Origin of the sequence: Helicobacter cinaedi CCUG 18818 = ATCC BAA-847 (assembly GCF_000155475.1) — a bacterium.
Classification (GTDB): domain Bacteria; phylum Campylobacterota; class Campylobacteria; order Campylobacterales; family Helicobacteraceae; genus Helicobacter_C; species Helicobacter_C cinaedi.
On sequence record NZ_DS990392.1, the window covers coordinates 458,150 to 472,997 of the forward strand.

At 39.9% G+C, this 14,848-nt stretch carries 14 protein-coding genes; 6 read left to right on the forward strand and 8 right to left on the reverse strand.

What is annotated here, in order from left to right; all coding sequences use genetic code 11:
- Window positions 1-6 precede the first annotated feature (6 nt).
- Window positions 7-2,244 carry a phosphoribosylformylglycinamidine synthase subunit PurL gene (purL, locus tag HCCG_RS06675; RefSeq protein ID WP_002956706.1) on the reverse strand — a complete coding sequence of 746 codons (2,238 nt, stop codon included), beginning with the start codon at window positions 2,242-2,244 and terminating at the stop codon, window positions 7-9.
- Window positions 2,245-2,453: 209 nt separating this feature from the next.
- Between purL and ppsA the strand changes: the two genes are divergently transcribed.
- Window positions 2,454-4,883 (forward strand): pyruvate, water dikinase, encoded by a 2,430-nt coding sequence (gene ppsA / locus HCCG_RS06680; protein WP_002956707.1) that lies wholly within the window; start codon window positions 2,454-2,456, stop codon window positions 4,881-4,883.
- A 240-nt stretch (window positions 4,884-5,123) separates the two neighbouring features.
- Here the strand turns inward: ppsA and HCCG_RS06685 are convergent, their stop codons facing one another.
- The 4 genes from HCCG_RS06685 to HCCG_RS06700 all read right to left on the reverse strand — a co-directional run bounded on the left by HCCG_RS06685 (window position 5,124) and on the right by HCCG_RS06700 (window position 8,338).
- A complete protein-coding gene (locus HCCG_RS06685; protein ID WP_002956708.1) occupies window positions 5,124-5,309 on the reverse strand; it encodes a hypothetical protein in 186 nt (61 codons plus the stop codon).
- 134 nt (window positions 5,310-5,443) lie between these two features.
- A complete protein-coding gene (locus HCCG_RS06690; protein ID WP_002956709.1) occupies window positions 5,444-6,172 on the reverse strand; it encodes an NlpC/P60 family protein in 729 nt (242 codons plus the stop codon).
- Between the two features lie 15 nt (window positions 6,173-6,187).
- Window positions 6,188-6,919 carry a hypothetical protein gene (locus tag HCCG_RS06695; RefSeq protein WP_002956710.1) on the reverse strand — a complete coding sequence of 244 codons (732 nt, stop codon included), beginning with the start codon at window positions 6,917-6,919 and terminating at the stop codon, window positions 6,188-6,190.
- The gene (locus HCCG_RS06700) at window positions 6,920-8,338 is read right to left on the reverse strand and encodes a PhoH family protein (RefSeq protein WP_002956711.1); all 1,419 of its coding nucleotides are present in this window, start codon (window positions 8,336-8,338) and stop codon (window positions 6,920-6,922) included.
- Window positions 8,339-8,418: 80 nt separating this feature from the next.
- Here HCCG_RS06700 and tpx point away from each other — a divergent pair, with 80 nt between their 5' ends.
- Window positions 8,419-8,916 (forward strand): thiol peroxidase, encoded by a 498-nt coding sequence (tpx, locus tag HCCG_RS06705; RefSeq protein WP_002956712.1) that lies wholly within the window; start codon window positions 8,419-8,421, stop codon window positions 8,914-8,916.
- A gap of 3 nt (window positions 8,917-8,919) precedes the next feature.
- Window positions 8,920-9,339 carry a hypothetical protein gene (locus HCCG_RS06710; RefSeq protein ID WP_014666711.1) on the forward strand — a complete coding sequence of 140 codons (420 nt, stop codon included), beginning with the start codon at window positions 8,920-8,922 and terminating at the stop codon, window positions 9,337-9,339.
- A 78-nt stretch (window positions 9,340-9,417) separates the two neighbouring features.
- Here HCCG_RS06710 and HCCG_RS06715 read toward each other — a convergent pair whose 3' ends face one another.
- Genes HCCG_RS06715 through HCCG_RS06725 form a run of 3 tightly spaced genes read right to left on the reverse strand, consistent with a single transcriptional unit; the run spans window position 9,418 to window position 11,673 of the window.
- Window positions 9,418-10,785: a UDP-N-acetylmuramoyl-L-alanyl-D-glutamate--2,6-diaminopimelate ligase gene (locus HCCG_RS06715; RefSeq protein ID WP_015453492.1), complete on the reverse strand. Its 1,368-nt coding sequence runs from the start codon at window positions 10,783-10,785 to the stop codon at window positions 9,418-9,420.
- On the reverse strand, window positions 10,757-11,389 hold the full coding sequence (locus HCCG_RS06720) for a hypothetical protein (RefSeq protein WP_002956715.1): 633 nt from the start codon (window positions 11,387-11,389) through the stop codon (window positions 10,757-10,759). The genes HCCG_RS06715 and HCCG_RS06720 overlap by 29 nt, the downstream gene beginning before the upstream one ends.
- 23 nt (window positions 11,390-11,412) lie before the next feature.
- Window positions 11,413-11,673 (reverse strand): NifU family protein, encoded by a 261-nt coding sequence (locus tag HCCG_RS06725; protein ID WP_002956716.1) that lies wholly within the window; start codon window positions 11,671-11,673, stop codon window positions 11,413-11,415.
- Between the two features lie 229 nt (window positions 11,674-11,902).
- Here HCCG_RS06725 and HCCG_RS06730 point away from each other — a divergent pair, with 229 nt between their 5' ends.
- From HCCG_RS06730 to HCCG_RS06740, 3 genes are read left to right on the forward strand one after another with little or no spacing between them, the layout of a single operon-like run.
- Window positions 11,903-12,910, forward strand: a complete 1,008-nt coding sequence (locus HCCG_RS06730; protein WP_015453494.1) for a DctP family TRAP transporter solute-binding subunit — start codon at window positions 11,903-11,905, stop codon at window positions 12,908-12,910.
- A gap of 20 nt (window positions 12,911-12,930) precedes the next feature.
- A complete protein-coding gene (locus tag HCCG_RS06735; protein WP_002956718.1) occupies window positions 12,931-13,548 on the forward strand; it encodes a TRAP transporter small permease in 618 nt (205 codons plus the stop codon).
- 20 nt (window positions 13,549-13,568) lie between these two features.
- Window positions 13,569-14,843, forward strand: a complete 1,275-nt coding sequence (locus HCCG_RS06740; protein ID WP_002956719.1) for a TRAP transporter large permease — start codon at window positions 13,569-13,571, stop codon at window positions 14,841-14,843.
- Window positions 14,844-14,848 lie beyond the last annotated feature (5 nt).

The following is a 14,848-nucleotide window of genomic DNA, read 5'->3' on the forward strand; positions in this document are numbered from 1 at the left end:
TTAGATTTACAAATCTTGATTGATAAGCTTTTCAAAACTTTCAAAATACACTTCCGCCATTTCAGTAAGATTCATATTAATCTCATCAACACAGAATATCTCCCCACCCACACAGCCGATTTCACACACAGGGACTTTATGCTTTTTAGCTAATTGCATAAAGCTTTGTAAATTTTCCGCTGTGATTTCCGCCACGACACAGCTTTGCGATTGCGAGAAAAGTAGCTGAGAGGGGAGATTTGTATGGATATTACAGCCTATGGGCTTATTGACACCATTACCTAACACCATTTTAGCTAGAGTGATTGCCAAGCCCCCCTCGCCTATGTCCTTAGCCGAGCTAATAAGGGAGCTTTCTGCAGATTCTAAAAGCAGATTCCACAAGTTTAATTCCTTTTGCAAATCAATAGCAGGTATCTGCCCATAAATGCGTTTTTCTAGAATCTTTTGAGCTAAACTCCCGCCAAATTCAGGCTTAATCTCGCCAAGCAGGACAATGCTATTGCCTTGCGTTTGGAATTGTGAAGGGATAGCCTTTTGTATATCGCCAAGCAAAGCCACACTAACAATGGAGGGTGTGGGGTAAATATCCACACCATCGCTTTGATTGTGTAAAGAGACATTGCCACTTACCACAGGTGTGTTTAGAATCTCACACGCTTGTTTAATGCCCTCGCACACTTCGCTAAATGCCCACATCACTTCAGGATTCTGCGGAGAGCCGAAGTTGAGACAATCACTTATAGCTAAAGGCTTTGCACCATTGACAACAGAGTTTCGCCCAGAAGTTGCCACGGCGATTTTTGCTCCATTTTGTGGATCAAGCTGACAATACCGCATATTGCAATCCACGCTCATACTAAGAGCCGTATTTGTGCCTTTTATGCGTATCATACTCGCATCGCCGCTTCCAGCAGGGGTTATGGTATTGCCCTGCACACTGCTATCATACTGCTCATACACCCATTTTTTATTAGCAATTTCAACGCTTCCTAGTAATGTCGTAAAAATCTCTTGTGTGCTTAAATCTGTCTCAAGGCGGTCTGCTTTATGGCTTTGTGGTGGAATTGCACGAGTAGGCATATCCAGCATAGGGGCATTTTCACTAAGCTCTAAGATAGGAATCTCCGCACATTTCTCCCCATACCAAAATAGCTCCATATTGCCACTTTTTGTAACCTCCCCAATAATTGCCGCATCAACTTCCCATTTGCTAAAAATCTCTAGCACCTGATCTTCACAGCCCTTTTTCGCACAAATCAGCATTCGCTCTTGCGATTCACTAAGCATTAGCTCATACGGATTCATACCGCCTTCACGCATAGGCACTTTATCTAGGTGCAGTATCATACCACTCCCGCTTCGCCCCGCCATCTCAAAGCTAGAGCTTGTAAGCCCCGCTGCTCCCATATCCTGAATCCCAATGATTAAATCCTGCTTAAAAAGCTCCAAACACGCCTCTAGTAAAAGCTTTTCAGCAAATGGATCACCCACTTGCACTGCTGAACGCATAGCCTTTGAATTTGAGCTAAAGCTATCACTGCTCATAACAGCTCCACCCAAGCCATCTCGCCCTGTTTTACTCCCCACATAAATCACAGGATTCCCCATACCTTGAGCCTTTCCATAAAAAATCTCGTTCTTTTTCACTAGCCCCAAGCAAAAGGCATTAACCAAGATATTGCCGTTATAGCAAGATTCAAAGCTCATCTCTCCGCCAATTGTCGGCACCCCCATACAATTTCCATAGCTCCCTATGCCCTCTACAACGCCACGCAAAAGATAGCGGTGCTTTTTGCCAAGGCTGCTAGAATCTGCCACATCGCCAAAACGGATAGAGTTGAGACTTGCCACCGGACGCGCACCCATTGTGAAAATATCTCGCATAATGCCGCCAACACCCGTTGCTGCCCCAGCGTGAGGTTCAATAAAGCTTGGGTGATTGTGAGATTCTATTTTAAACACTGCACAAAGATTATTACCAATATCAATTACCCCTGCATTCTCACCCGGTCCTTGCACGACCCAAGGGGCTTTGATAGGGAAACCTTTAAGATATTTTTTGCTTGATTTATAGCTACAATGCTCACTCCACATCGCTGAAAAAATCCCTAACTCTATAAGATTTGGAGGGCGTTTTAAAATCTTAAGAATCTCCTCATAGTCCTGCGATGAAAGCTTATGGGCTTTTAAACTCTCACTAAGATTGTCAATCTCGCCTAAAAGATGTGTAATATTTACCATTTTTACCTCATAAATGTAGAATCTAAGCTTGAAGTCAGCACTTGAAGCTAAACTTCAAAAATCTGGGATTTTAGCATAAATTAACTTTTTTTTCTTTTTAACGCAAGATTAAGCTAAAAGTTGGATTTTTTAAGTTTGCGATAAACTTTCATTCAATACAATGTGCGACTTGTAACACAAAGCATAAGAATAAGTAGGAGAAGCTGGAAATGAAGTATATTAAGTTTTTTAAGGAACTTAACAACAGAGATGTGCCTATCGTTGGCGGTAAAAATGCAAGCATTGGTGAGATGTTTCAAGAGCTTGTGAGTGAAGGCATAAAAGTGCCAAATGGCTTTGCCATTACAAGCGATGCGTATTGGTATTTGCTAGATTCTGGTGGCATACGCCAAAAGATCATTGACTTGCTTGATGGCGTTGATGTAACTGAAATTGATGTTTTAAAGACGCGTTCTAAGAAGATAAGAGAGTTGATTTTTGGCACACCTTTTCCTGCGGATTTGCGTGAAGAGATTTTTAAAGCCTATGAGATTTTAAGTGCTGAATACGGTATGAAAGAAGCCGATGTAGCGGTAAGAAGCTCGGCTACTGCGGAAGATTTGCCTGATGCGAGTTTTGCCGGACAGCAGGATACTTACCTGAATGTCAAAGGAAAAACCGAGCTTATTCACTATATCAAGTCTTGCCTTGCTTCGCTTTTTACTGACAGAGCAGTGAGCTATCGTGCATCTCGTGGGTTTGATCATTTTAAAGTGGCTTTGTCTGTGGGTGTGCAAAAAATGGTGCGTGCCGATAAAGGCAGTGCTGGGGTTATGTTTAGCATTGATACAGAGACAGGCTTTAAGGACGCGGTGTTTATCACTTCATCTTGGGGATTAGGCGAAAATGTCGTAGGCGGAACCGTGAATCCTGATGAATTTTATGTCTTTAAACCCACACTCAAAGAGGGCAAACGCCCTATTATCAAGCGACAGCTAGGACATAAACATCAAAAAATGGTCTATGCCCCACGCGGTAGCGAACATCCTACAAAAAATATTAAAACCACTCAACGCGAAATGAAAAACTTTTCTATCACAGATTCAGATATTTTAACCCTTGCGAGATATGCTATAAAAATTGAGGAGCATTACACAAAAGAGGCTGGAGAATATCGCCCTATGGATATGGAATGGGCTAAAGATGGCGAGAGCGGGGAGATTTTCATCGTTCAAGCACGACCAGAAACGGTGCAAAGTCAAAAGAGCAAAAAAAGCGATGGACAAAAGCTAGAAAAATTTAAATTTGTGAATCCTAGTGCTAAAAAAGAAGTGATTCTCACAGGAAAAGCTATCGGTGGGAAAATCGGCACGGGTAAGGTGCGGATTATCAACGACATAGAGCATATGGATAGTTTTAAAGAAGGTGAGATTCTAGTAACGGATAATACCGATCCCGATTGGGAACCAGCGATGAAAAAGGCAGCAGCGGTTATCACAAATCGCGGAGGTAGGACTTGCCACGCCGCGATTGTGGCACGGGAAATTGGTGTGCCTGCGATTGTTGGGGCGATTGGGGCGACAGATAGGCTATATAGCGGTATGGAGATAACGGTCTCTTGTGCCGAGGGCGAAGAGGGCTACATCTATGATGGCATTTGCGAATACGAGATTGAAAGTATTGAGCTAAATAATCTTGGCGACCCAAAGACAAAGATTTATATGAATGTAGGCAACCCAGAAAAAGCCTTTGGATTTTCACAGATTCCAAATCACGGCGTGGGCTTAGCGCGTATGGAGCTTATTGTACTAAATCAAATTAAAGCTCACCCCCTAGCCCTGCTTGATATACAAAATGGCAATACAAAGGGCTTAAAGGAAAAGGCAGAGATTGAAAAGATAATGAGTGGATATGAGAATCCAAAGGACTTTTTCACAAAGAAAATCGCTGAAGGCATTGGTATGATATGCTCCGCCTTTTATCCTAATCCTGTGATTGTCCGCACGAGTGATTTTAAATCAAATGAATATCGCGGTATGCTTGGTGGCACACCTTATGAGCCACACGAAGAAAACCCAATGCTTGGTTATCGCGGTGCTAGTCGGTATTATTCCGAGCAGTATCGTGCGGCGTTTGAATGGGAATGTCAAGCTTTGGCTATGGTGCGTGATGAAATGGGGCTAACCAATATGAAAGTGATGATTCCATTTTTACGCACACCAGAAGAGGGTAAAAAAGTGCTTGAGATTATGCGTCGCAATGGGCTAGAATCCGGTAAAAATGGGCTAGAGATTTATGTAATGTGCGAATTACCTGTGAATGTGATTTTGGCAGATGAGTTTTTAAGTATGTTTGATGGATTTTCTATTGGTTCAAATGACTTAACGCAACTTACACTTGGCGTGGATAGGGACGGACAGCTTGTAAGTCATATTTTTGATGAAAGAAATCCAGCTATGTTTGCGATGTTTAAAAAAGCCATTGAAGCCTGTAAGCGACATAATAAATATTGTGGAATCTGCGGACAAGCTCCAAGTGATTATCCAGAGGTTACAGAATTCCTTGTTAAAGAGGGTATAAGCTCTGTTTCACTCAATCCAGATTCAGTTATCGCCACTTGGCAAAAGGTTGTAGAAATAGAAAAAAGGCTCAAAGGCTAATTTTTACTCCATTCTCTGCTTTGTATAAAAAAGTAGAGAATTTCTCCTAATCAAACCTCTAATATCAACGAAATCAAGTTTCAAAAAATAGGTAAAACAAAATTAAGAAGAAAAAAGAGCAAGAATCTAAGAAGCTCACCACAACCACTTCTTGGTTGTAACGAGTATTAAAGTCCGCTCGGCTTATGCCGAGCAAAACTAAAGCTCAAGCTTATAAGGCACACAGAAAGTTAAAAGCCTTTAATTATTATTGTTAAAAAAATCATTCTCATAGTCCATCTGCCCCTTTGTCATATCAAGATCAACGCTCAAATCCTCAAATGAACTATAACTATCATTAATATTACTCATCAAATCTAATGGATCCATTCCCGTGGATACAGAGTAATCAACTACCGCACTCATAATCTCATCATCATTCATCATAACACACCTCCTAAAGATTAAGAAAGCTTAATTCTCCCACGAAGCCGTAAATAAAAAATAACAAGTTTCATTAGCTTACTCAAAAAAACTTTGAAAACAATTCTAACCACACAAAAAACAAATCTACAAAATATCTAGTTTTCCAAATAGCTTCTAGATCCCTTGTATGCCTTGCTCCAGTAGTTAGAATCTAGTCTTGCCTTGCTGACGACCTTGCCCTTACTTGGTGCGTGGATAAACTCATTATTACCGATATAGATTCCCACGTGATTAATTCTCCTACCTTTGTTTGTGATAAAAAACACCAAATCACCCTTTTGAAGCTTACTCTTATTAATCGCAGTGCCATCATCGTATTGATCAAATGAAGTGCGAGGCAAAGAGATTCCATTGAGACGATAGACTGCACGCGTCAAACCACTACAATCAAAGCCAGATTCCGAAGTGCCACCCCATTTATAAGGCACACCAAGATAATCGTGGGCAGATTCTACCAAATCATCGCGTATGTCTTTGGACTTTTTTTGTTTAGGAACATTCTGCTGATTAATAGCATATTTCTGCGGCGATAAGATAAAAAAAACGCCAATTAGCCCTTGTTTTTGATACCTTTGAGCTTTACTTTTAGCAATCTCAAGGCTTTCATAGTTTCCAAATCGCACCTTATACATACCTTTTTCTTTAAACAAAAATGCATCAAGCCCCTTTTTATTAAGCGAATCTACCAGCCTTCCTGCATTTTCAACATTGCTAAAACTCCCCACCTGCACACTATATGCAAGAGGCTTTTGTGCGTTTAAAGACGCACAACCTACAAATAAAAATACTGCACCTATCCATATATACACAATGATTTTTCGCATTTCACTCCTTAAAAACTAAAACATTACAGGTCCAAGGAATCGTAGCCCCACAGATACCCAGCCTTCCTTACCTCTAAAGGCATTCCCATAAGTGCCATCAAGCTGAATCTTATCCTGCACAAGCCAGATTCTAAGCCCTAGCTGAAATTTTGCATTATCAAACCGCTCATAAAAGCTCTCCCCCAAAATCCACACCCTTTGGGTGAGCTGCTGCTCTAAGCCCAAGCCGACATTATAAATATGACTATCGTGTGATTCTCGCTCTAGTTTATAGCCAAAGTTTGAATGCAAAAGTAAAGTATTATCAAAAAATGCTGCACTAACAGGCACATAGAGATAATGATCGTTACGATATTTAGAACGCTTAAAGTTATAGGCATTGCCTATAACAAGTCCATAACTATATCCATCTTTTTCCAAATCATTAAAAATCTTTTTTGCCCCTATAATAAACTGCCTTGCACCAAAAAGAGCGTTTGTATCATCTTGCTTATATGGAGTGTTACTAAACATACCGCCCATACTCATCTCAATATCAAAAAGCAAGTTACAGCCCGGTATCGCCCAATACTCACCTATTTCGCCATCATACACACCCCAAGTCTCAAGCTGACAGGAATGCCTATCCACCACGCGCGCATCATCGGTTATCATCGGTCTAGCGGCATATAATGGATAAAAAGATAGACACAAGGCAAATGCGATAAATGCGTATTGGGCTTGTTTGAATCTTACACCACACTTCATTTAGAAATTTTCCCCAAACCAGCTTGCCACATCACTGCGAATCGTCTGTCGTAGCTGAATCCCAGCAATAAAGTCATCTTTCAACGCCTTGCCTAAAAGACTCAACGCCCCGTTTCTAAACTTACTCAAATACGGATGGTCAATCTGTGCCCAATCGCCCAAAAACACAATCTTACTTCCCTGCCCTATGCGTGTGCCTATGAGCTTTATAGTCGCATTTGAAGCATTTTGCACTTCATCAAAAATCACAAATTTATTCCCTATGCTAATGCCCCTTGCGTGGGCAATATCCACAATCTCAATATTATGCTTTTGGATAAAATATTCTGTCGCAGCTTGTTTTTGTATGCCATTGACTTCGCCGCGATATTCAATGCGTTTAGCCAGAGAACTCTCTTGGAGCTTATCAATAGTAAAATTTATCGCACTATAAAGCGGATACATAAAATAGCCTAGCTTTTGGCTTTCATCGCCCTTACGGTAGCCTAGCTCGGCTTCTTTGTCATTAGCCGTAATCGTATTACGCATATACACAATGCCATCAACCACACCATTTTTCACAAGTGTAATTCCAGCCTGCAGGGCGATGAGCGTTTTGCCACTGCCTGTTGAGCCTGTGGCAATGGTGAGATTATTCTGTGGGTGGGTAAGCAGGGCATAGAGCATTTTTTGCTCTAAGTTAATGGGCGTGATATAGGGCTGATGAGCTTTTAGAATCTCATCAAGATTCAGCTCTACAAACTCCCTGCCAACCTTTAAGCCAAAGATTTTTTTGCCTGTTCTATACAACGCACTATCAGTATTATCCATTTCATCAATTTGGATTAAACTCCACTGCTTGAGTTTAGAAAAATTCTCATCTTTAGCTAAATCCGTCAAAGCCTTGTCTTTATGCACTTCAAAGGAATGCCAAAAATCAATATCGCTTGGATTTTCGACTCTATCTCTAAAAAGCGATTGTGCGGGAATCCCTTGGGCTTGAGTGCGGACTTTGAGTGAAATGTCATTAGTAAGCAAGGTAAGATTGTAATCCTTTGCGATTTCAATCAGTTTAGAATCATTATAGCTATGCTCTTGCGGTGGGAGCTTGTAGCGTGGGCGGTAGATAAGAAATAAAGGAATGCTGTAATTTTCAAATTTAAATAGAATCTCTTGGATAAAGTCATTATTTTCTTTTGCGATAGTAGCGATTTTATCCCCCTTACTGCCGCCCTTACTTAAATTATCGCTATTAATACAGCGGAAAAACTCGCGTGCAAAATACCCCGTCTCATTTTGTAAATCTTTTTTCTTATCAAGCTCTTCAATAACAACATCACAAATAAACAGCTGATTTTGGGCGTTTTGCCACAAAAAGATGATATTTTGCGTATCATCTAGGATAATAGAAGTATCAAGCAAATAACACTTTGTAATCATTTGTAATCAATTAACTCCCTTTGGCTAAAATCCCACTATTGTATCAAAAGATACATAATCTAATGTAAAAGGATAGAATGATGGAAGTAAAATTTAAAGACACTCCAGCAAAACTAAGTAGCAATACAATTAAAGTTGGCGATAACGCCCCAAAAGTAGCTCTTGTAGCTAAAGATTTATCACAAGTAGAAGTAGGTGGTGCAAGTGAAAGCTACCAAATCATCAATATCGTGCCAAGCCTTGATACAGGCGTATGTGCGACACAAACGCGTAAATTCAACGAAGAAGCAGCAAAACTGACAAACGCAAAAGTGTATGTGGTATCTTTGGATTTACCTTTTGCTCAAGGACGATTTTGCAGCACTGAAGGCATTGAGAATGTAATAGCGCTTAGCGATTTTAAGGCAAAAGACTTTGGCAGGGCGTATGGGTTGATTTTAGAATCTTCCCCACTTGCAGGGTTACTCACTCGTGCGGTGATTGTGGTGGATCCACAGGGTAAAGTCGTCTATGTAGAAGTATGCGAAGAAATCACAAATGAGCCAGACTATCAAAAAGCGCTTGAAAGTGTTAAGTAGGGTATGGTGGAACATCTCACATTAGCAGAGATTGGCAAGATTCTAGATTTAGGGGTGTTTTATCTTGGCACAAAAGGCACTTGTGGGAATCCACGAGTGCGTCCTATGCGTTCAAATATCGTGCATAATGGCAAGTTGTATTTTGGCACAACGCACAACAAGAATCTCCTTAAGCATATTATGCAATTTAGTGGTGTTGAAATCTGTATCAGCACGGCAGATATTTTGGCTTTGCGTGTGCGTGGGGAAGCAAGGGTGGCAAATCACCTTGATGTCAAAGAAGCTTTTATGGCAAAGTATGGGCGTATAGCCACCGCTTTTGAAAATAACCCAAATCACCCAGATTTTGCGGTTTTCTACCTTGAAAATATCAGTGCGAGACTACAAGACTTTAATGGCAATATTCTTACATACAAGGAATAGCTACAAAGTCGGTGTGGTTTTGCTAGATTCTATTATTGCAAGATTCTAGCTTTTTAAAATAAGGCTAGAATCTAAGCCCTAGCTCTTATAATACTCCCTTACCACTTCCCTATCATCAAAATAAATCTTATTGTTGCCTATGATTTGACAGTCCTCATCGCCCTTGCCCAAAATCAACAGCACTTCATTTTCTTGCAACTCATTTAAAGCCTGAATAATCGCCTTTTTTCTATCCACTTCCATAACGACAAGTTTTCGCCCACACTCTTTTGGCAGCCCACTTGCTATGTCCTGTAAAATTTCACTAGGATCTTCACTTCTTGGATTATCACTTGTGATGTAGAGTTTATCAGCGTATTCAAACGCACAAGCACCCATTTTAGGACGCTTACTCTTATCCCTATCGCCCCCAGCCCCAAACACAACAGCAATTTTTTGATGTCTAAAACTTTCAAAAATCTGCTTCATACCATCGTGCGTATGTGCAAAATCCACAATCACAAGCGGTTTATGATGCACCACTTCCATACGCCCACTCACTCCGCCAAAATTTTCCATTGCTTGTGCTATCTTGCAAAGGGGCTTGTTTGTAAGAATCTTAACCGCAGCAATACCAGCAAGGGCATTGTATAGATTATGTTTGCCATAGAGATAGGTTTGCAGCGCACAGGATTCTTGGCTACATTCTTTATTGTCTCGCCACGCAATATGTGCATCAATGCCAGATTCTAACGCGTAAGCTCCAACGCTCAAATGCCCCTTTTTCTCCACACCATAATAAAACACCCCTATGTCCCCATATTGATCTTGGCATTGTGCGTATTTCTCATCAGCATTGATAAGCTTTAGCCCCCTTTCTTCAAAAAAGCTATTTTTCACTCGCCGATACTCTTCCACACTCTTATGATAATCCAAATGATCGCTTGTAATGTTTGTTAGAATCTTTAGCTCAAAGTTTAATCCCGCTATCCGCTCTTGGATAATGGCGTGTGAGCTTACCTCCATTATGAAATAATCACAGCCCTTAGCCTTAGCAAAACTAAGATTCTCATACAGCTCAAGCACACTAGGTGTTGTAAGCCCTTTTGGCTTGATTGTGCTTTCATTAATAAAAAAGCCCCTTGTGCCAAGCAGGGCAACCTTATAGCCCAAATCAAGCAAAAGAGAGTAGATAATCGCTGCGGTGGTGGTTTTGCCATTTGTGCCGGTAATGCCTACAATGCGTGGATTTTCCCCGGGAATAGAATCTAAAAGCACCTTGCCTAAATCACAAGATTCTATAAGATTTTCTTGTGGAAAATCACTTGGGATAAATGCCATATTTTGCTTACTTCGCACAAGCAAAGCTTCTTCTTTTACCACCCCATTTTCTAAAGCCACACGCGTATCATCTGTAAGAATCTTAAAAGTCTTGCTCTTATAGTTTATGTTTTTTTTTATTATCATTTGCCACCTTTTGTAAAATTTTTTCAATCTCACCATCATAAATGATATTTTTCTTAAGCGAGTCAATATACTCCATTGATATATCTTGATAGTCATTGTCTATGAGTTCATTTAAAAATTCATAAAATTCATTCTTGCTTGTAAAAATAATCTTTGAGCTAAACATCAAATCTTCAAAGGCTTCTTTAAAATTTTTCTTTTCTTTGGCAATTTGCTTAAAATCTTCATATAAGATTCCATTCAAGCTATCTGCACGGAGACTTTCAAGGTGCTTTAGCATAGAAAAAATACTATTTGTGCTTTTATCAAAACTTTTAATCGTTTTTAGAATCTGCTCTCTTGCCTTTGCCTTGCTGATTTCTTGGGAGAGCAGAATCTGATAATATTCATATAAGCCAACCGCCTGCTCTTCGAAGTCTTCTGCCATATCAGCAAGCAAAATACCGATTGTAGATTCGGTATTGTTTGGCTCAAGTGTGAGATTATGCGTAAAAAGCTCAAATGCCTTTTTGTATTGCTTAGCAGTAAAAAGCTCAAATGCCTTTTTATTATTTCTATTGATAACTTGCCTTGTGCGTGTGTCTGTGAGTTTTATAACTTCCATAGTCTATCCATACTCAAAAAGTCTTAAAAAGATTCTCCGTGTGGGATATGCACGATGGCAATATCTGGGTGAATCTCTTCTTTTAAACGATTTTCAATAGCATATTTCAGCGTGTTTGCCGAGCTAGGACAACCCTTACAAGCCCCTTCTAAACGCACATACACCTTCGCATCTCTAATACCAAGCAAGGTAATATCCCCACCATCAAGCGTAAGCGTAGGACGCACCTTATCAATCACTAGCTCAACGGGAGTTTGCAACTCTTCATCACTAAAGGGAAACATATCTGCTCCTTTTTTATATCCATAAAATTTTTAATATACTTAAAAACCGCCGTATTCTAGCGTATTTTTTCAAATGTATATTGTTTCCACTCACAGCCCAACACAGAATCTAAAAATGTTTATAAACTACACAAAGAAGCTTTTTTTACCATAAAATATCCGCAATGGACTTCATTTTGTATTCAATCCTTATATAGAATAGAACACGGATTTTACAAAAGGAGTGAAAATGAAGTTAAAGAAAATCTCAATTATGGCTTTGGCTTGTGCTGTAAGCTTAGGATTTTTAGGTTGTGGTGAAGATAAGACACAAGAAGTGTATAAAGTGAAATTTGCTCACGTTGTTAGTGCTAATACGCCAAAAGGGCAGGCTGCTGATTTTTTTGCTAAACGCGTTGATGAGTTAAGTAATGGAAAAATCAAAGTGGAAGTTTTCCCAAGTGCACAGCTTGTTGATGATGATAAAGTTTTTCAAGAGCTAACACGCAATAATGTGCAAATGGCGGCACCGAGCTTTTCAAAATTCACACCTATTGCGAAAGAATTTAATGTATGGGATGTGCCGTTTCTATTCCGCGATACGGAGCATTTACACAAGGTAATGGATAGTGAAGTGGGACAGATTCTAAAAGATGTCGTATCTCGAAAAGGTATTGTTGCTCTTGATTATTGGGACGCAGGATTCAAACAATTCAGCACAAATAAAAAGCCTATTGTTCTCCCAGAAGATGCAAAAGGACAAAAAATGAGAATTATGAGCTCAAAAGTGCTTGAAGAGCAAACAAAAGCCATTGGAGCGATCCCTCAAGTATTGCCATTTGGAGAAGTGTATTCAGCCCTTTCTACAGGTGTTGTTGATGCGGCTGAAAATCCACTCTCTAATCTCTACAACTCTAAATTCTATGAAGTGCAAAGATCAATCACACTTTCAAATCACGGATATTTAGGCTATCTTGTTGTGGTAAGTGATGGCTTTTGGAAACAGCTTTCAGATAATTTAAAAGAGATTTTCAAACAAGCTCTCCACGAAGCCACAGAGTTTGAGCGTAAAGAAAGTGAAAAAGAAGAAAAAGTTCTGCTTGAAAAACTTAAAAAAGATGATACATCAAAAACAGAGGTTATCACACTTGCTCCAGAGCAAGTTTCAGTGTGGAAGGAAACTATGCAGGCAATTTACCCAAAATTCTACGATATTGTTAGTCAGGATTTGATTGAAAAAATCATTCAAGTGCAATAATCTAGAATCGAGGGGATTAAATGCTTTCTTGGATTGCTAAACCTTTTATTTGGGTTCACCGTAGCCCAAAAGTCAATAGAGTTTTTGCTCTTTTGGATATCTTTATCGCTTCTATCAACAAAAATGTAGCTGTGGTAGGACTCCTTGCGGGGGTTATTATCACCGCTATAAATGTATTTTGTCGCTACCTTAGCGGACTTTTCCCAGATTATTTTCATCTTTCACTCACTTGGGCAGAAGAAATGGCTAGATATTGCTTTTTATGGTCGGCTTTTTTTGGTGCGGCTTATGGCTTTAGAAAGGGTGTGCATATCAGCGTAACTATGCTTTTAGAGCGTTTTCCGCCTAAAATCGCCAAAGCTTGTGTTATAGGCATACATACGCTTAACTCATTTTTTCTCGCCTTTATGGCGTATGCTGGAGCAATGGTGTGTTATGATAACTACTTGCTTGGCTATATGAGTGAAGCATTGCACAATGTGCCTTTATGGATTTTTCTGCTCTGTTTGCCTTTGGCATTTTTTGGTGCAACATACCGCTCTGTTGAAAAAATCTATGAAGTATCTTGGACCGAAGCAAATAAGGTTGTGAAAAATGCGGAAGTTGAGATGATTCACGATTCTGTAATAAAAGATTAAAGACTAATAATGAGGCATTAATGAGCGTTGCATATTTATTACTTGTTTTGTTTGGATTACTTCTTTTAGGTGTGCCTATATCCATTGCTTTGGGTGTGAGTGCCATAAGCGCACTTTTCTTCTTTACTCCCTACAATGTCATAGGCTCGGCTGAAATTATGTTTAATGGCTTAAAACCTGCACTTATGGCAATTCCTATGTTTATCTTGGCGGGTTCTCTTATGAGTAAGGGTAGCTCGGCAACGCGCATTGTGGAGTTTGCCAAATCGCTTGTTGGACATTTGCCCGGTGGTTTGCCTATCAGTGCGATTTTGGCTTGTATTATTTTTGCTGCTGTAAGCGGTAGCTCTCCTGCAACGGTGGTGGCTGTTGGCTCTGTGATGTTTTTAGCTATTAAAAATGCTGGATACCCAAAAAGCTACGCCGTTGGGGCGATCACCTCTGCAGGAAGTCTTGGGATTCTTATCCCACCCTCTGTTGTGATGATTGTTTATGGAGTAACAGCTGAAGTATCCATTGAAAAGCTTTTTATGGCAGGAGTTGTGCCGGGCTTGATGATTGGACTTATGATGATGATTTATGCATATGTGGGGGCAAGGCGGCTAGGATTCAAAGCTACAAAGCCTGAAACTTTTAAAGTAAGATTTAAAAAATTTAAAGACGCATTTTGGGCACTGCTGATTATTTTTGTCATCATCGGTGGAATCTATGGCGGAATCTTTACTGCCACTGAAGCTGCGGGTATTAGTGCTGTATATGCCTTTATCATTTCTGTTTTTGTGTATAGAGATATTAAATTTAAAGACTTATATGCTGTATTTTTAGACGCGGCGATTACAACGGCAATGATATTTTTCATTATTGGTTTTGCTGTTGTTTTTGCACATTTTTTAACAAATGAGAGAATCCCACATTTAATCGCAGAATTTCTTGTAGCACAAGAGATGAGTTGGTGGATGTTCCTTATCCTTGTGAATGTCGTGCTATTTATTATGGGGCAGTTTATGGAGCCTAGCTCTGTTATTATGATTATGACACCTTTGCTTTTACCCATCGCCCTAGCCCTTGGCATTGATCCTATACATTTTGGTATTGTGATGGTGGTAAATATGGAGCTAGGTATGCTTACTCCACCTGTGGGGCTTAACCTCTTTGTGGCGAGTTCGCTTACCGGGCTAAGTCTTAAAGATGTAATGACTTCTGTGTTGCCTTGGCTTGGTGTAATGCTTGTTGGGCTATTACTCATAACCTATATTCCAGATATTTCACTATGGCTACCTAATCAAATCAAATAAAGGGA